Source organism: Streptomyces sp. NPDC031466 (assembly GCF_055581265.1).
The window spans coordinates 541749-561882 of the sequence record NZ_JBVIJT010000001.1 but is presented as its reverse complement, the minus strand read 5'-3'; the positions used below and the strand labels follow the sequence as shown (position 1 = coordinate 561882).

The window sequence follows — 20134 nt, the reverse complement described above, 5'->3', positions numbered from 1 at the left end:
ACCATGACGTCTTCGACCCCTGCGAACTCTTCTTCCGGCAACCCCGCTCCGGGCAACCCTTCGTCGGGCAACCCCTCTTCGGACCCGGCCGCCCCCGCACGGCCCTCCCGTCCCTCCCGTCCCTCCCGGCGCGACCGTGCCGAGGCCCTGCCCGAGGAGATGCGGGAGGCGCTGCGGCGGCGGCTCGCCGGCCGCGCGGCCGGCGGCGGTTCCGCCTCGGCCGCCCGGCAGGGCATCCCGCGGGCCGACCGGGACCAGCCGTTGCCACTGTCCTTCGCCCAGCAGCGGCTGTGGTTCCTGGACCAGCTGCGGCCCGGCGACGCCCGCTACAACAGCGCGGTCGCGCTGCGCCTCACCGGCGCGCCGGACCAGCAGGCGCTTGCCGCGGCCCTGACCGCCGTCGTGACCCGGCACGAGGCGCTGCGCACCACCTTCGAGGAGACCGACGGCCGCCCCGTGCAGCGTGTCCACCCGGCGGGGCCGGTGCCCTTGCCGGTCCGGGACGCCGGTGACCTGGACAAGGACCTCCTGGCGGAGTACTCCCGGCCCTTCGACCTGCGCCACGGCCCGCTGCTGCGCGCCCTGCTGCTGCGCGAGTCCGCGACCTCCCACGTCCTGATGCTGACGGCCCATCACATCATCACGGACGGCTGGTCCATGGGTATCGTCCTGGACGAGCTGTGCACCGCCTACGACGCCCTCGCGCGGGGCGCCGCGCCCGCCCTGCCGCCGGTGGCCACGCAGTACCCGGACTTCGCGGTGTGGCAGCGCGAGCGGCTCTCGGGCACCCGCCTCGAAGGCGAACTCGCCCACTGGAAGCAGCGGCTGGCCGGTGCGGTGGCGCCCGACCTGCCCCTGGACCGGCCGCGGCGCGGCGAGGAGGCGGGCGAGGGCGCCGTCAGCGCCTTCGCCGTCCCGGCCCGCCTGACCGCACGCCTGCGCGACCTCGCCGGAGAGCAGCACACCACCCTGCACACCGCCCTGGTCGCCGCAGCCCAGGCACTCCTCGCCCGATGGTCCGGGCAGGACGACATCACCGTCGGTTCCCTCACGCCCGGCCGCTCCCGCACCGATCTGGAACGAAGCGTCGGCTTTTTCGTGAACACCGTCGTGCTGCGCACCCCGGTGGACGCGGCCGGGTCCTTCCGCGAGCTCCTCGCCCGGGCGGCCGAGACGGTGGGCGACGCCTTCGCCCACGGCGACACCCCGTTCGAGCGGATCGTGGAGGCGGTGGGTGCCCCCCGCGAGGCGGGCCGCAACCCGCTGTTCGACGTGCTGGTCCTGCTGCACCCCGCCCCGCCCGCCGCGACCGCCCCGCGCGGTCTGGCCACCACCCCGGTGACCGTGCCCCGGCACGCGGCCACCTTCGACCTGAGCATCGAGTTCGTGCCCGGCGAGGACGGCCTGACCGGCCTCCTGGAGTACCGCACCGACCTGTTCGACGCGGCCACGGCCGAGCGGATGGCCGGACAGCTCATCCGCCTGCTCGAAGGCGCCTGCGCCGCTCCGGACCGGGCGCTCGGCAGTCTGCCCCTGCTCTCCGAGGAGGAGACCCGGCGCCTCGTCCACGACTGGAACCCCGCCCCGCTCCCCGTCACGGACACCATCCACCCCGAGCTGTTCGAGCGCCGGGCGGCCCAGGGCCCCGACGCCCTCGCGCTCGTCGCGGGCGGCGAGCGGCTCGACTACGCCACGCTCAACGCCCGCGCCAACCGGCTCGCCCACCACCTCATCGCCGGCGGCGCCGGCCCCGAACGGCTGGTCGCCCTGCGGCTGCCGCGCACCGCCGACATGATCGTGGCGATCCTCGCCGTCTGGAAGTCCGGCGCCGGCTACCTCCCCCTGGACCCGGCCCTGCCCGAAGAGCGCGTCCGGTTCCTCCTGGACGACGCCCGCCCGGCCCTGGTCCTCGACGAACCGGCCCTGCGCGCCACGCCCGCGACCACCCGGGACACCGACCCCACCGACGCCGACCGGCGCGCCCCGCTGACGGCGGACAACACCGCGTACGTCATCTACACCTCCGGCTCCACCGGTCGCCCCAAGGGCGTCGCCGTGACCCACCGCGCGGCGGCGCACCTCCTGGCCGCCCACCGGGCCGGCTTCGTCGCCGAGGCGGGCGGCGGCCCGCTGCGGGTCGCGCTCACCGCGTCCTTCTCCTTCGACACCTCCCTCGAAGGCGTGCTCCTGATGGCCGACGGCCACCCACTGCACCTGGTCGACGAGACCACCCGGATGGACCCGGCCGCGCTGGTGGAGTACGTCGTCGAACACCGCGTCGACTTCCTCGACGTCACCCCGTCCTACCTGCGGCAGCTGCTGCCCGCCGGACTGCTCACCGACCCCCGGCACCACCCCCGGGTCCTCATGCTCGGCGGCGAGGCGGTCGGCCCCGCGCTCTGGCGCGAGCTGGCCGCCCACCCCGACGTGGCCGCCCACAACTTCTACGGCCCCACCGAGTGCACGGTCGACGCGCTGTCCTGCCGTATCGACGGCGGCGACCGCCCGCTGGTGGGCCGCCCCCTGCCCGGAGTGCGGGCCTACGTCCTGGACGGCCGGCTCCGCCCGGTGCCGCCCGGCGTCGGTGGCGAGCTGTACCTCGCCGGCGGCCAGCTCGCCCGGGGCTACGCCGGCCGGCCCGGGCTGACCGCGGCCCGCTTCCTGCCCGACCCGTTCGGCGGGCCGGGGGAGCGGATGTACCGCACCGGCGACCTGGCCCGCTGGACCGCCGACGGCCGCCTGGACTACCTCGGGCGCGCCGACGACCAGGTCAAGGTGCGCGGCCACCGTATAGAGCCCGGCGAGATCGAGGCCGCCCTGCTCGCGCTGCCCGCCGTGGCCGCCGCCGCGGTCGTCGCCGTGCCCGACCCGCGGGGCCACACCCGTCTCGCCGCCTACGTCGTCCCCGCGCCCGGCGCACCCCGGCCCGCCCCCGCCGACCTGCGCACGGCCCTGCGCGAGGTGCTGCCCGACGCCCTGGTGCCGTCCTCCTTCACCTCGCTGGACGCGCTGCCGCTGACCACCAGCGGCAAGCTGGACCGCCGGGCCCTGCCGACGCCTGACAGCACCGCGGAGGAGCGGGAGTTCGTCGCCCCGCGCACCCCCGACGAGGAGACCCTGGCCGGCATCTGGGCCGAGGTGCTCGGCGCGGCCCGGGTCGGTGTCACGGACAACTTCTTCGAGCTGGGCGGCGACTCGATCCTGAGCATCCAGGCCGTCTCCCGTGCCCGCGCCGCGGGCCTGCACATCGCCTCGCAGGACGTCTTCCGCCACCAGACGGTCGCCGACCTGGCCGCCGCCGCGGCCCGCCGCACCGCCGCCGTGCCCGCGCCCCGTCGCCCGCACCAGGACGGACCCGCCCCGCTCACCCCCGTACAGGAGTGGTTCCTCGCCACGCACGGGCCGCTGCGGCACTTCGCCATGTCGATGCTGCTCGACCTCCCGTACGACCTCGACGAGCGGGCCCTGGACCGGGCCTTGCACGCCGTCGTGGCCCGCCACCCGGCGCTGCGCACCCGCTTCGCCCACGCCGACGGCGTCTGGCGGCAGCACCCCGGCACCGGCCCGGCGACCGGACTGCTCACCCGCCACGACCCCGCCACCTCACCCGCCGAGGCCGCGGCAGCGGCCCGCGCGGCCCTGGACCCGGCGACCGGTGCCCTGCTGCGCGCGGCCCTGCTGCTCGGCGGGGAACGGCCCCAACTGTTCCTCACCGCCCACCACCTGGCGGTCGACAGCGTCTCCTGGCGGGTCCTGCTCGCCGACCTCGAACACGCCTACCGACAGGCGGCGGCCGGCGAGGAACCACGGCCGGCGCCCGAACACACCCCGTTCACCGACTGGGCGCGGACCCTGACCGAACGGGTCCGCGCCGGCGACCTCGACGCCGACCTGCCCCACTGGACGCGGGAAGCGGCTCAGCCGCGCACCCCGCTCCCCGTCGACCTGCCCGGCACCCCCGTCGCCGGGTCCGTGCGCACCGTCCGTACGCGCGTGGACCGGGACACCACCGAGGCGCTGCTGCGGCGGGTGCCGGGCACGTACCGCACCCAGGTCAACGACGTGCTGCTGAGCGCGCTCGGCCGGGTGCTCGCCGACTGGACGGGCGCCGACCGGGTGACCGTCGCCCTGGAGGGCCACGGCCGGGAGGAGGAACTGGACGAGGGCGCCGACCTGTCCCGCACGGTCGGCTGGTTCACCACCCAGTACCCGGTCACGCTGGCCCCGGCCGGGCCGGACGACTGGGCGGCCACCCTGAAGTGTGTCAAGGAGCAGCTGCGGGCCGTGCCCCGCCGCGGCCTCGGCTACCAGGCGCTCGGCCACCTCGGCTCGCCCCGGCCCGAGGCCCGCGCGCTCGGCCGGTTGCCGCTGCCCGACGTGTGCTTCACCTACCACGGGCAGTGGGAGGCGTCCGCCGGGGGCGACTTCGCGCCCACCGCCGACGTACCCGGCCGGGACATGGACCCCGGCGCGCCGCTGGACCACCTCCTCGACGTGTCCGCCCTGGTGACCGACGGTCAACTGGAGATCACCTGGCACTACAGCGACCAGGTGCACCGCGAGGACACCGTGCGGGAGCTGGCCGCGGGCATGGCACGGGCGCTCACCGCCATCGCCGAGCACTGCGCCCGCCCCGGCGCGGGCGGGCGCACGCCCTCCGACTTCCCGCTGGCCCGCCTGGACCAGGCGGGCGTGGACCGGCTCGCCGGCGACGGCCGCGACGTCGAGGACCTGCTGCCGCTCACCCCGCTCCAGGAAGGCATGCTCTTCCACCGGCTGGTCGGCGGCGCCGACGACGTGTACGTCGACCAGGCCGCACTGCTGCTCGAAGGCGTCAGCGACCCGGACGCCCTCGCCCTGGCCTGGCAGCGGGTGACCGACCGCACGCCCGCCCTGCGCACCTCGGTGGTGTGGGAGGGCGTCCCGGTGCCGCTCCAGGTCGTGCACCGCCGCGTCGAGGTCCCCGTCGTCCGGTTGGACTGGCGCGAGCTGGACGCGGCGCAGCGGGAGGAGCGACTCGGCCGACTGCGCGCCGACGACCTCGCCCGCGGCCTCGACCTCGGCACGGCACCCCTGATGCGGCTCACCCTCGTCCGGCTCCCCGACGCCCGGCTGCACCTCCTGTGGACCTCCCACCACCTGATCCTGGACGGCTGGAGCCTCGCCCAGGTGCTCACCGACGTGTCCGAGGAGTACGCGGCGCTCACCACCGGCGCCGAGCCCCGGCCGCCCGCCCGCAGGCCGTTCGGCGACTACGTGCGCTGGCTGGCCGACCGGGACACCGAAGCCGCCCACGCCCATTGGCGGACCGTCCTGGACGGGTTCGCCACCCCCACCCCGCTGCCCGTCGACCGCGCCCGGCGCCCCGGCCACGAGACCCGGTCCGCCGGCGTGCACACGGCCGCGCTGTCCGACGAGGTCTCCGCCCGCCTCGCCCACACCGCCCGGAGCGCCGGACTCACCCTCGGCACCGTGGTGCAGGGCGCCTGGGCGCTGCTCCTGTCCCGCTACAGCGCCGAACGGGACGTGCTGTTCGGGACCACCGTCTCCGGACGGCCCGACGACCTGCCCGGCGCCGAGTCGATGGTGGGCATGTTCATCAACACCCTGCCCACCCGCGTCCACGTCGACGGCGACCGCACCGCCGCCGCCTGGCTCAGGGACCTCCAGGAAGAGCAGGCGCAGGCACGGCGGTTCGCGGCGGTCTCCCTCGCCGAGCTGACGTCGCTGAGCGAGGTGCCGGCCGGCAGCCCCCTCTTCGACAGCATGGTGGCCTTCGAGAACTACCCCTTCGACGAGGCGCGTTCGGCCACGACCGGGATACGCCTGGCCGACGTCTCCTCCCGGGACGCCACCAACTTCCCGCTGGTCCTGCGCGCCTACCAGGGCGAGCGGTTCGGCTTCGACCTCGCCTACGACCCTCGGCTGTTCGACGCCACGACCGTGACCTCTCTCGCCGACCGGCTCTGCCTGCTGCTCACGGAGCTGGCCGAGGACCCGGAGCGACCCGTGCGCTGCCTGGCCTGGACCACCGCCGAGGAACGGCGGCGCCTCCTCACCGACTGGAACGGGACCGAGGAGGGCAGGCCCGCCGAGACCCTGGACGCGCTGTTCGCCGCCCAGGTCGCCCGCACCCCCGACGCCGAGGCCCTCACCTGCGGTGACGAACGGCTCGACTACGCCGGCCTGGACGCACGGGCGGGCCGTCTCGCCCACCGCCTCGCCGAACTCGGCGCCGGGCCCGAGACGTTCGTCGCTCTCGCACTGCCCCGCTCCACCGACCTCGTCGTGGCCGTCCTCGCCGTCCTCAAGACCGGCGCCGCCTACCTGCCCATCGACCCCCGACTGCCCGCGGAGCGCGTGCGGCACCTGCTCGCCGATGCCGCGCCGGTCACACTGGTGACCACCCGGCAGACCCCGGCGGCCGGCCCGGACGTACCCCGCCTGCTGCTCGACGACGCGCAGGTACGCGCCGACCTGGCCCGCCGCCCGGCCGCGGGACCCGCGGGCCGCGCGCTGCCCGAGAGCCCCGCCTACGCCATCTACACCTCCGGCTCCACCGGCCGCCCCAAGGGCGTCGTCGTCCCGCACGCCAACGTGGTCCGGCTCTTCACCCGCACCCGGCACTGGTTCGGCTTCGGGGCCGACGACGTGTGGACCCTCTTCCACTCCTACGCCTTCGACTTCTCGGTGTGGGAGCTGTGGGGCCCGCTGCTGCACGGCGGCCGCCTCGTGATCGTCCCCGAGGACACCGCCCGCTCCCCGGAGGACTTCCTGCGCCTGCTCGCCGACGAGCGGGTCACCGTCCTCAACCAGACGCCGTCCGCGTTCTACCCACTGATCCGCGCCGACGCCGAACTCCCCGACGTGGGCGACCGCCTCGCCCTGCGCACGGTCGTCTTCGGCGGCGAGGCACTGGACGTGGGCAGGCTCGCCGACTGGTACGCCCGCCACCCGGACACCGCGCCCCGCCTGGTGAACATGTACGGCATCACCGAGACCACCGTGCACGTCACCTACGCCGGCCTCGACCGCGCGGCCGCCCGGCCCGGCGCCGCGAGCCCCATCGGCACCGGCATCCCCGACCTGCGGCTCTACGTCCTCGACGACACGCTCCAGCCGGTGCCCCCGGGCGCCGTGGGCGAACTCTTCGTCGCCGGCGAGGGCCTGGCGCGCGGCTACCTGAACCGGCCGGGACTGACCGCGACCCGCTTCCTCGCCGACCCCTTCGGCCGGCCGGGCACCCGCATGTACCGCACCGGGGACCGGGCCCGCTGGCGGGCCGACGGAACCCTGGAGTATCTGGGCCGCGCCGACCAGCAGGTCAAGATCCGCGGCTACCGCATCGAACCCGGCGAGATCGAGGCCGCCCTGTACGCCCACCCCGGCGTCGGCGCGGCCGCCGTCGGCGTGTACGAGGACAGCGCGGGGACCCGCCGCCTGGTCGCCCACGTCGTCGGCACCGGAACCGGTACGGGTAGCGGCACCGGCATAGGCACCGGGGAGCGCGCCACCGCGCCGCCCGCCGCCGAACTCCGCGCCCACCTCGAAGGGCTGCTGCCCGCGCACATGGTGCCGGCCGTCTACGTGCCGATGGCCGCGCTGCCGCTCACCGCCAACGGCAAGCTCGACCGGCGCGCCCTGCCCGCGCCCGGACCCGACGGCTTCGCCACCGAGGGCACGCGGACCTCGCCGCGCACCCCGGCCGAACGGCTCGTCGCCGCCGCCTGGACGGACGTACTGGACATCGAGGAGGCCGGCGCCGACGACGACTTCTTCGCCCTCGGCGGCGACTCCATCCTCGCCGTCCGCGTCACCTCCCGGCTGCGCGCCGCCTTCGGCACGGACGTCTCGCCCCGCATGCTGTTCACCCACTCCACGCTCCGCGACCTCGCCGCCGCCCTGGGCGAACCGGGCGGCGCGGACACCGCCGACGCCATCCCGGCCACCACCCCGGACACCCCGGCGCCCCTGTCGTACGCCCAGCAGCGCCTGTGGTTCCTCGACCGGTTCGAACCGGGCGGCACGGAGTTCACGACCCTGTCCGTGCTGCGGCTGCGCGGCTCGCTGGACCCGGCCGCCCTGCGCGCCGCCCTGGACGGCCTGGTCGCCCGGCACGAGACGCTGCGCACCACGTTCACCGAGCACGACGGCCAGGCCCACCAGCTCGTCCACCCGCCCCGGCCCGTGGACCTGCCCGTGCTCGACCTCCCGGACGACGCCGCCCTGGACGCCCTCGTGGACCGGGTCGCCGCCGCTCCCTTCGACCTGGCCGCGGGCCCCCTGCTCCGCGCCCACCTGGCCCGGTCCGCCCCCGACGAGCACGTCCTCGTCCTGGCCGTGCACCACATCGTCACCGACGGCTGGTCCAGCGGTGTGCTCGCCCGGGACCTGGGCGAGCTGTACGCGGCCGCCCTGGAGGACCGCCGCCCGCAGCTGCCCGCGCTCCCCGTCCGCTACGCCGACTACGCGTCCTGGCAGCGTTCCCGCGCCGACCGCGCCGACGCCGAACTCGCCTACTGGCGCCGGGCCCTGGACGGCGTGAGCCCGCTGGAGCTGCCCACCGACCGGCCGCGCCCGGCCGTCCGCGGCCGCGACGGCGCCCTGCTGACCTTCACCCTGCCCCCCGCGCTCACCGAGCGGCTGCGCGAACGGGCCAGGGAGGCCGACGCCACCCTCTACATGACCCTGGTGACGGCCTGCCAGACGCTGCTCGCCCGCTGGGCGGGCCAGGAGGACGTCACCGTCGGCACCGTCACCGCAGGACGCGAACGCGCCGAACTGCACGACTTGGTCGGCATGTTCGTCAACACCCTGGTGCTGCGCGCCCGGGTCCGCCCCGGTGTGCCCTTCCGGGACCTGCTCGCCGAGGTGCGCGACACCGCCCTGGAGGCGTTCGCCCACCAGGAGGTGCCCTTCGAGCGCGTGGTGGACGCCCTCCAACCCGAACGGGACACCAGCCGCACCCCGCTGTTCCAGGTCATGGTCGCCCTGCACAACCTCGGCGCCGAGCCGCTGCGCCTGCCCGGCCTGACGGCGGAGCCCGTGACGCCGCCGGTGCGCGTCGCCACCTACGACCTCGCCTTCGACTTCGTGGAGGGCGAGGAGGGACTCACCGGCCACCTGGAGTACAACACCGGTCTTTTCGACACCGACACCGCCCAACGCCTCGCCGCCCGACTGCGCGTCCTGCTGGAGGCCGTCGCGGCGGACCCCGGGCAGAGCGTGGACCGGCTGCCGCTGATGACCGACGACGAGCGGCACCGCGTACTGCGCCACGGGGAGGGCATCCACCTGCCCGAGCCGCACACCACCTTCCCCGCCCTGTTCGAGGCACAGGCCGCCCGCACCCCGCAGCACACCGCCCTGGTCGCCCGCGACGCCACGCTGGACCTCGCCGCGCTGAACCAGCGCGCCAACCGGCTCGCCCACCACCTCATCCTCCAGGGCGCGGGACCCGAAGACGTGGTCGCCGTCCGGCTGCCGCGCACCTCCGACCTGATGGTGGCGGTGCTCGCCGTCCTCAAGGCGGGCGCCACCCTGCTCTGCCTGGACTCCGTGCTCCCCGCCGAACGGCAGGACTTCCTCCTCGCCGACGCCCGCCCGCGCACCCTCCTGACCGGCCTCGACATGGTGCCGTGGGACCGGTTGCCCGCCCACGACCCGACCGACGCCGACCGCGTCCGGCCCCTGCGGCCCGAGAACACCGCCTACCTCATCTACACCTCGGGCTCCACCGGCCGCCCCAAGGGCGTCGCCGTCGAACACCGCAACCTCGTCAACCTCTGCCACGACCACCGTGCCGGCCTGCTCGCCCCGCACACCGCCGGCGGACGGCGGCTGCGGGCCGCGCTCAGCGCCTCCTTCTCCTTCGACACCTCCTGGGAAGGGCCGCTGCTCCTCGCCCTCGGCCACGAGGTCCACCTGATCGACGAGGACGTACGCCTGGACCCGCGCGCCTTCTGTGACCAAGTCGCCGAACACCGCCTCGACCTGGTCAACGTCACCCCGTCCTACCTGCGCGAACTCACCGCCGCCGGGCTGCTCGCCGCCGACCGCCACCACCCGCGCCTGCTCCTCGTCGGCGGCGAGGCCGTCACCCCGGCCGGCTGGCGCGACCTCGTGCGCGCCGAACGCGACCTCGGCGTCGCGGTGTACAACATGTACGGGCCCACCGAGACCACCGTGGACGCGGTCTACGGCCGCTGCGCCGACCAACCGGACCGCCCGGTCATCGGTCGCCCCGGCGGCAATCTCCGGGCCTACGTCCTCGACGCCGCCCTGAACCCGGTACCGCCCGGCACCCCCGGCGAGCTGTACCTGGCCGGGGCGCAGGTGGCCCGCGGCTATCTGCACCGGCCCGGCCTCACCGCCGCCCGCTTCCTCGCCGACCCGTTCGCGGCGCCCGGCGAGCGGATGTACCGCACCGGCGACCGGGCCCGCTGGGACCGGGACGGGCTCCTGGAGTTCCTCGGCCGGGCCGACGAGCAGGTCAAGATCCGCGGGTTCCGCATCGAACCCGGCGAGGTGGAGGCCGCCCTCCTGGACCACCCGGACATCGCCGACGCCGCCGTCGCCGCCCGCGAGAACGCCGGCCGCCTCATGCTCGTCGGCTACGTCGTGCCCGCCACCGACCGCGTCCCGTCCCCGGACGCCCTGCGCCTCGCGCTGCGCCGCACCCTGCCCGACCACATGGTGCCCGCCGCGTTCGTCCCGCTGGCCCGCATCCCGCGCACCACCAGCGGCAAGACCGACCGCCGCGCCCTGCCCGCCCCGCCCGCACAGCCCGACAGCGACACGCCCTACGTCGCTCCCCGGGCCGGCACGGAGGAACGCCTGGCCGCGATCTGGGCGCAGGTGCTCGGCGTCGAACGGGTCGGCGCCCGCGACAACTTCTTCACGCTCGGCGGCGACTCCATCCTGAGCATCCAGATCGTCTCCCGCGCCCGGCAGGCCGGACTCGCCCTCGCCACCAAGGACGTCTTCCGCCATCAGACGGTCGCCGAACTCGCCCTGCGCGTAACGGAGTCGTCGCCGGACCAGGAAGCCGCCGAGGAACCGGGCGAGGCGCCGCTCACCCCGATCCAGCACTGGTACCTGGACGGCCGCGACCCGGGTCAGCGGCTCCGGTTCACCATGACCCAGCGCCTCGAACTCGCCCCGGACACCACCGGGACGACACTCCGGGCCGCCACCGACGCCCTCGTACGCCACCACGCCGCCCTGCGCACCCGGTTCCGCCGCACCGCCGACGGCTGGCGCCAGGACGTCCTGCCCGAGGCACCGGACGGCGTCTTCACCCGGCACGACGCGACCGGCCTGGCCGACCCGGCCCTGGAGGCCGAGGTCCAGCGGCTGACGGAGGAGGCGCAGGCCGCCTTGAACCCCGCCGACGGGCGGGTCGTCCGCGTCCTGTTCTTCGACCGGGGTCCGGGCCGGCCCGGCCAACTGGTGGTCACCGCCCACCACCTGGTCATCGACGGCGTCTCCTGGCGCATCCTGCTCGCCGACCTGGAGGCCGCCCAGCGGGCCGCGGCGCTCGGCCGGCCCGCGGAATTGCCCCCCACCGGCACGTCGTACGGCCGCTGGGCCACCCGCCTCGACCGGCACACCCGCTCCGGGGCGCTCGACGCCGACCTGCCGTACTGGACACACACCGGCACGGCGCCGGCCGCCCTGCCCGCCGGCCGTCCCGGCCCGAACACCCACGGCACCGCCGCCACCCTCACCGTCACCCTGGACACGCGGACCACCGAAGCCCTGCTGCGCGAGGTCCCCCGCACCTACCGCACCCAGGTCAACGACGTCCTGCTCAGCGCCCTCGGCCGCACCCTGGCCCGCTGGTGCGCACGCGACACCGTCCTGCTGGGCGTCGAGGGCCACGGCCGGGAGGAGCTGTTCGCGGACGTGGACCTGTCGCGGACCGTCGGCTGGTTCACCGCCGAGTTCCCGCTCGCCCTGCGCGTCGCCCCGGACGCCGGCTGGCACGACACCCTCCGCTCGGTCAAGGAACAGCTGCGCGCGGTACCTCTGCACGGCCTGAGCCACGGCGCCCTGCGCCACCTCGTGCCCGACAGCCCGCTCGCCGCCGCCCCCGCCCCGCAGATCGGCTTCAATTACCACGGCCAATGGGACACGGACGGCACCGGCACCGGCGGCCTGTTCCACGGCGCCCTGCCCCCGGCCGGCCAGGACACCGACCCCGATGAACCCCGCCCCTACCTCCTGGACATCACCGGCGTGGTCCAACAGGGCCGGCTCGAACTCGGCTGGACCTACCCCGCGGCCGTCTACGACCAGGCCACCGTCCACCGCCTCGCACAGGACACCCTCGCGGCCCTGCGGGAGATCGTGGCGCACTGCGCCCGCCCCGAGGCGGGCGGCCGCACCCCCTCCGACTTCCCCCTCGCCGGCCTCGGCCAGGAACAGCTCGACCGGCTCCTGGGCGCCGGCCCGCACGCCGAGGACGTCCTGCCGCTCACCCCGCTCCAGTCCGGCATGCTCTTCCACGGCCTCGTGGACACCGAGCACGCCTACTTCGACCGCACGGCCGTACGGCTGTCCGGCGTGGCCGACCCGGACGCCTTCGCCGCCGCCTGGCAGCAGGTCGCCGACCGCACCCCGGCGCTGCGCACCAGCGTCCACTGGCACGGCCTGCCGCACCCCGTCCAGGTGGTCCACCACCACGCGGAACTGCCCGTCCGCCACCTCGACTGGCGCGCGCTCACCCCCGCCGAGCGCACCGAGGCCACCGAGCGGCTGCTCGCCGAGGACCGCGCCGCCGGCATGGACCTCGGCACGGCACCGCTCACCCGGCTCGCCCTGGCCGCCCTGCCCGGCGACGAGGTGCTCCTGGTGTGGTCCACCCACCACATCGTCCTCGACGGCTGGAGCACCGGCCAGCTGCTCACCGAGGTCTGCGAGCGCTACGCCGCGCTCACCGGCGGCCCGGACCAGGCACCCCCCCTCCGACGGCCCTTCGCGGACTTCCTGCACTGGCTGCGGGAGCAGGACGAGACGGCGGCCGAGCGGCACTGGGCCGACGCCCTCGCCGGGTTCACCGCCCGCACGCCGCTGCCCTACGACCGCACGCCCGCCGAGGCCCACCGCGCCCGTTCCGCGGCGGCCGTCCACCACGAGCTGGACGACGGCCTCTCGCGGCGACTGCGGGAGAGCGCCGCCCGCGCCGGACTCACCGTGAACACGGTGGTGGAGGGCGCCTGGGCGCTGCTCCTGGCCCGCTCCGGCGGACGCGACGACGTGGTCTTCGGCACCACCGTCTCCGGCCGCCCGGCCGAACTGCCCGGCGTCGAAGGCATGATCGGCATGTTCATCAACACGGTGCCGACCCGGGTCCGCATACCCGCCGGGCCGGTGCTGCCCTGGCTGCGCGACCTCCAGGAACGGCAGAGCGACGCCCGCCGCTTCGACTTCCTCGCCCTGCCCCGCATCCAGTCCGTGAGCGAAGTACCGTCCGGCGAGGCTTTGTTCGACAGCATGCTGGTGTTCGAGAACTACCCCGTGGACGAGTCGGCGACGGCCCGCACCGGCGTCCGCGTCGAGGAGGTCCGCACCGACGACGCCACCACCTTCCCCTGGTGCCTCCGCGCCCACCTGGCCGAACGGCTCGGCTTCGACCTGTCCTACGACCCCGAGCTGTTCGACGCCGCCACCGCCGAGCGCGCCGCGGACCGGCTTGCCGGACTGCTCACCGCCCTCGCCGACGGGTTCGACACCGACCTGACCGACCTGGACGTACTCGCCCCGGCCGACCGCGCACTGCTGGCCGCCTGGAACACCACCGCCCGCCGGGCCGTGCCGCGCAGCCCCGTCGACCTGTTCACCGAACAGGCCCGACGCACCCCGAACGCGCCCGCGGTCCACGACGGCGAGAGCCGCCTGACCTACCGTCAACTCTACGACTGGGCAAGCGCGCTGGCTGACCGGCTGCGGGCCGACGGACTGGCCCCCGAGGACCGGGTGGCGCTCCTGCTCGACCGCTCCGCCGAACTGGTCGTCGCCCAGCTCGCGGTGCTCCTGGCCGGCGGCGCCTACGTCCCTGTCGACACCCGCGCCCCCGAGGAGCGCCGCCGTACCTTGCTCACCCAGGCGGGCGCCACCCGCAGGCTCACCGCCCCGGAAGTGGCGGCGGCCCGCCACGGAACCACGGAGCCGCGGGACGGTGGGACGCCGGAGCCGCAGACGCGGCCCGCGCAGCCCGCCGGGACGGGCCCTCTGCCGTCCGCCGATCCCGACCGGCTCGCCTACGTGATGTTCACCTCCGGCTCCACCGGACTGCCCAAGGCGGTCGCGGTACGGCACCGGGACGTGGCGGCGCTGGCCACCGACAGCCGGTTCGCCGGCGGGGTGTGCGACCGCGTGCTGTTGCACTCACCGGTGGCGTTCGACGCCGCGACCTTCGAGGTGTGGGCGCCACTCCTCAACGGCGGCTGCGTGGTCGTGGCCCCGGGCGACAGCCTCGACGCGGCCACGCTGCGCCGACTCGCCGCCGCAGACGGCGGACCGACCGCGCTGTGGCTGACCGCCGGACTGTTCCGGCTGCTCGCCCAGGACGCGCCCGACTGCTTCCGCGGCCTCGCCCAGTTGTGGACCGGCGGTGACGTCGTACCGGCACAGGCCGTGCGCCGCGTCCTCGACGCCTGCCCCGGCCTGACCGTCGTGGACGGCTACGGCCCCACCGAGACCACCACCTTCGCGACCTCGTACGCCCTTGGCGACCCGGCGGCGGTGCCCGGCACGATCCCCATCGGGCGGCCGCTGGACGACATGCGGGCACTCGTCCTCGACACCCGGCTGCGGCCCGTACCGCCGGGCTGCCCGGGCGAGCTGTACCTGGCGGGCGAGGGCGTCGCCCGGGGCTACCTCGGCCGCCCCGGCGACACCGCCGCCCGCTTCCTCGCCGACCCGCTCGGCCCGCCCGGCGCCCGCATGTACCGCACCGGCGACCTGGCCAGGCGGCGCCCGGACGGCACCGTCGAGTTCCTCGGCCGCGCCGACGACCAGGTCAAGATCCGGGGCTTCCGGGTGGAGCCCGGCGAGGTCGAGGCCGCGCTCGCCGCCCACCCGGATGTCGTCGACGTGGCCGTCCTCGCCCGCGAGGACCGCCCAGGCGCCAAGCGGCTCGTCGCCTACGTCGTCGGACCGGCCGGCGAGGACGCCGAGGAGCTGCGGACGTTCGCCGCCCGCATCCTGCCCGACTACCTCGTGCCCACCGCCGTCGTCCCGCTCGCCGCGCTGCCGCTCAGCCGCAACGGCAAGGTCGATCGGGCCGCCCTGCCCGCCCCGGACGCCGTGCCGGGCCGCGAACGGGTCGAGCCCCGCACCGAGGCCGAGCGCCGCACGGCGGACGTCTTCGGCGAGGTCCTCGGCAGCGAACCGCCCGGAGTGGAGGACGACTTCTTCCAGCTCGGCGGCGACTCGATCCTCAGCATCCGGCTCGCCTCCCGCCTCGCCGAGGCCTTCGACGCCGACGTCACCCCGCGCGCCGTCTTCACGCACCCGACGCCGGCCGCCCTGGCCGGCCTGCTCGGCGAGCGGCGCGGCACCGGTCGCCCGGGACTCGTCCCGGTCGCCCGTGACGCGGTCGCACCGATGTCACACGCCCAGCAACGCCTGTGGTTCCTGCACGAGTTCGAGCCCGAGGGCGCCGAGTACGTCACCACGCTCGCCCTGCGGCTGCGCGGCACCCTGGACACCGGGGCACTGCGCGCCGCCCTCGGCGCCGTGGTCGCCCGGCACGAGTCGCTGCGCACCACCTTCGACAGCGTCGACGGACACGGCATCCAGCGCGTCCACCCGCCCCACGACGTACCCCTGCCCCTGCGGGACCTGTCCCGGCTCGACGCGGGGGAGCGGGAACCGGCCCTGCGCCGTCTGCTCACCGAGGAACGCCTGAGCCCCTTCGACCTGCGCGAGGGACCGCTGCTGCGCGCCGGCCTGCTCCGGCTCGCCGAGCACGAGCACGTACTCGCCCTCACCCTGCACCACATCGTCACCGACGGCTGGTCCACCTCCGTCCTGCTCGGCGACCTCGCGCACTTCTACCGCGCCGAACTGGGCGCCGTGCAAACCGAGTTGGCGCCGCTGCCGGTGCAGTACGCCGACTACGCCCACTGGCAGCGCACCGCCGGCGACACCGAGACCGCCGAGCATCTCGCCTACTGGAAGGAGCAACTGGCCGACACCGCACCGCTGGAGCTGCCCACCGACCGGACCCGGCCCGCGGTGCGCACCAGCTCCGGCGCGACCGCCCGCCTGGTGGTGCCCGCCACGACCGCCCGGCGGCTCACCCGGCTCGCCCGGGACCACGGCACCACCCTGTTCACCACACTCGTGGCCGCCGCCCAGACCTACCTCGCCCGGCTGTCGGGCGCCGAGGACATCACCGTCGGCACCGTCAACGCCGGCCGCGACCGGCCCGAGACGCAGGCCCTCGTCGGCTTCTTCGTCAACACCCTCGTGCTGCGCTCCCGGGCCGAGGCCGACCGGCCCTTCACCGCGTTCCTCGGCGACGTACGGCAGACCGTCCAGGACGCCTTCGCCCATCAGGACGTACCGTTCGAACGCGTCGTGGACGAGGTGCAGCCCGTCCGCGACACCAGCCGCAGCCCGCTCTTCCAGGTCATGGTCGTCCTCCAGAACACCCCGGCCGTCGCCCTCGACCTGCCCGGCCTGGACGTCGCCGACGTCGAACCGGACTCGGAGCAGACCGCGTTCGACCTCACCCTGGAGTTCGCCGAGACCGACTCGGGCGAACTGCACGCCCTGCTCACCTACAACACCGACCTGTTCGACGCGGCCACGGCCGAACGCATGGCGGGACAGCTCGGCGCCCTGCTGCACGCCGTCGCCGAGGACCCCCGCCGCCCGCTCGGCGCGCTCCCGCTCGCCTCCGACGACGAACGAGAGAACCTGCTGGCGCAGGGCCGGGGCACCTTCCGCCCGGTGGCCGAGACCACCCTCCCCGCCCTGTTCGCACAGCAGGCGGCACGCACCCCGGAGGCCCCGGCACTGATCGACGGCGACCGGGAGATGACCTACGCCGACGTGGACCGGGCCGCCGACCGGCTGGCCCACCGACTCGTCCGCGACGGCGTCGGACCGGAGCGCGTGGTCGCCCTCGCCCTGCCGCGCTCGGCGGCCGCCGTGGTGGCGCAGCTCGCCGTCGCCAAGGCCGGCGGGGCCTTCCTGCCCGTGGACCCCGACTACCCGCCGCACCGGCGGGAGTTCATGAGCAAGGACGCGGGCGCCCACCTGGTGATCGACGACCCGGCCGAGGTGTGGTCCACCGACGGGCCGGACACGCCGCTCACCGATGCCGACCGCACCACCGCGCTCACCCCCGCCCACCCCGCCTACGTCATCTACACCTCCGGCTCGACGGGCACGCCCAAGGGCGTCGTGGTCACCCACCGGGGCCTCGCCTCCTTCGCCGCGGCGGCCGCCGAACAGTACGCGGCGGGACCCGGCGACCGGGTGCTCCAATTCGCCTCCCCGAGCTTCGACGCGTCCGTACTGGAACTGTGCGTCTCCCTGCTCAGCGGGGCCGCGCTGGTCACGGGCGAGGAAGGGCCCCTGGTCGGCGAACGGCTGGCGCAGGTGCTCGCCGACCGGCGGATCAGCCACACGCTGGTCCCGCCGGCGGCGCTGGCCACCCTGGCGCCGGAGACCGCCGCCGACCTGCCCCACCTGCGCACCCTCATCGTCGGCGCCGAGGCCTGCCCGGCCGACCTGGTCGACACCTGGGCGGCCGGCCGCCGCATGGTCAACTCCTACGGCCCCACCGAGGCCACCGTGGTCGCCTCCTGGACCGGCCCGCTGACCGCGGGCACCGGCACGCCGACCATCGGCCGCCCGTCCGGCGCCACCCGCGTGTACGTGCTCGACGCCGCTCTGCGTCCCGTACCGCCCGGCGTGACCGGCGAGCTGTACCTCGCCGGGCCCGGCCTCGCCCGCGGCTACCTGGGCCGACCGCGACTCACCGCCCAGCGGTTCCTGCCCGACCCGTTCGGCACGCCGGGGGAGCGGATGTACCGCACCGGGGACCTGGTGCGCTGGACCGCCGACGGCCGGCTGCGGTTCGCCGGCCGCGCCGACGACCAGGTCAAACTGCGCGGCTTCCGGATCGAACCCGGGGAGATCGAGAGCGCCCTGCGGCGCAGTCCACTGGTGCGGGACGCGGCCGTGGTCGTCCGCGCCGGGGACGGGCCCGGCGCACCGGCCCGGCTCGTCGCCTACGTCGTACCGGCCCCGCCGACCGCCCCCGCCCCCGCACCCGCCGACCCCGAACCGTCCGGCACCGGCCCCTTGGCCAGCGGAGCGGCCGGGACCGCGCTGCCCGTCGGGGAACTGCGGCTGCACCTGGCCGGGACGCTGCCCCCGCACATGGTGCCCTCCGTCTTCGTACCGCTCGACCGGCTGCCGCTCACCCCGAGCGGCAAGACGGACCGGCGGGCGCTGCCCGCACCCGGGCCCGCCCAGGCCGTGGACGGCCCGCGGACCGCGCCGCGCACCGACACCGAACGCCGTATCGCCCGTATCTGGGCCGATGTGCTCGGCATCGAGGAGGTCGGCGCCGACGGCAACTTCTTCGCGCTCGGCGGCGACTCCATCCTCAGCATGCAGGTCGTCTCCCGGATGCGCCGCGACGGACTGCACGTCGCGACCCGGGACCTGTTCACGCACCAGACCGTCGCCGAACTCGCCACCGTGGTCCGCGCCGCGCCCCGGCCCTCCGCCGACGGCCCGGTCACCGGCGAGGTGCCGCTCACCCCGATCCAGGAGTGGTTCCTGACCACACCCCGCGCGGCCCACCACCACTTCAACCAGTCGGCGCTCCTCGAACTCGACGGTCTCCCCGAGCCCCGGGCGCTGCGCGCCGCGCTCGACGCCCTCCTTGAACACCACGACGCCCTGCGCATGCGCTTCACCCGGGACGAGCACGGCTGGCGGCAGTTCAACCCGCCGCCCGCCCCCGGCGCCGACATCCTCGTGCGCCACGACCTGACCGGCCTGTCCACCGAGGACGCCGACGCGGCGATGGCCAAGGCCGCCGACGAACTCCACGCGGGCTTCGACCTGGCCCGCGGCCCGCACCTGCGGGCGGCCCTGTTCACCGGGGACCCGGAGCGGCCCGCGTACCTCCTGCTCGTCGCCCACCACCTGGTGGTGGACGCCGTCTCCTGGCGCGTCCTGCGCGACGACCTGGAGAGCGCCTACCGACAGGCCCGCCAGGGCGATCCGGTCGCGCTCGGCGAGCGCGGCACCAGCTTCCGCGAGTGGTCCCGGCGCCTGGCCGCGCACGTCGCCGAGGGCGGCCTGGACAGCGAACTGCCGCACTGGGAGCAGACGGTGGGCGCCGAGCCCGCCCCGGCGGACCCGGCCACGGCGAGCGGCGGCGGACCGGCCGCCACGGTGAGCGTGGAACTCGACGAGGACGACACCACGGCCCTGCTGCGCTCCGCGCCCACCGCCTACCGCACCCGGGTCAACGACGTCCTGCTCGCCGCGCTCGCCCTCGCGTTGGCCCGCTGGACCGGCCACGACCGGGTCCGCCTGGACCTGGAGGGCCACGGCCGGGAGGACCTGCTCGACGGCGTCGACCTCTCGCGCACCGTCGGCTGGTTCACCACCGTCTACCCGGTCGCCATCCAGGTGCCGGGACCCGGCGACCTCGGCCCCGACCGCGACTGGCGGTCCCTGGTCAAGGCGGTCCGCCGCCAGCTGCGCGCCGTGCCCGGCAACGGCATCGGCTACGGCGCCCTGCGCACCTTCGGCCCGGCCGAGGTCCGTGAACGCCTCGGCGCCCAGGCCCACAGCCAGGTGGTGTTCAACTACCTCGGCCAGTGGGACGCGCGCCCCGAGACGGCGGACGGCGGCCTCGTCCGCGCCGAACACGGCTCCTTCGGACAGGACCACGACCCGAGGGACCCCGGCTCGCACCCGGTGGAGGTGGTGGGCGCGGTGCAGCACGGCCGGCTCGCCTTCACCTGGCACCACCGGCCCGGCCTGCACGACACGGCGGCCGTGCGCCGGGCGGCCGAGGACTTCGCCGAGGCCCTGCGCCACCTCGCCCGGCACGCCCGGGGAGGCCGGTGACCCCACTCCGGTCCCG

At 75.8% G+C, this 20134-nt stretch carries 1 protein-coding gene; it reads left to right on the top strand.

Annotation, left to right across the window (positions count from 1 at the left end; genetic code table 11):
- Nucleotides 1-3: 3 nt before the first annotated feature.
- Nucleotides 4-20118: a non-ribosomal peptide synthase/polyketide synthase gene (locus ACZ5GP_RS02025; protein WP_468748914.1), complete on the top strand. Its 20115-nt coding sequence runs from the start codon at nucleotides 4-6 to the stop codon at nucleotides 20116-20118.
- The last annotated feature ends 16 nt before the right edge of the window (nucleotides 20119-20134 follow it).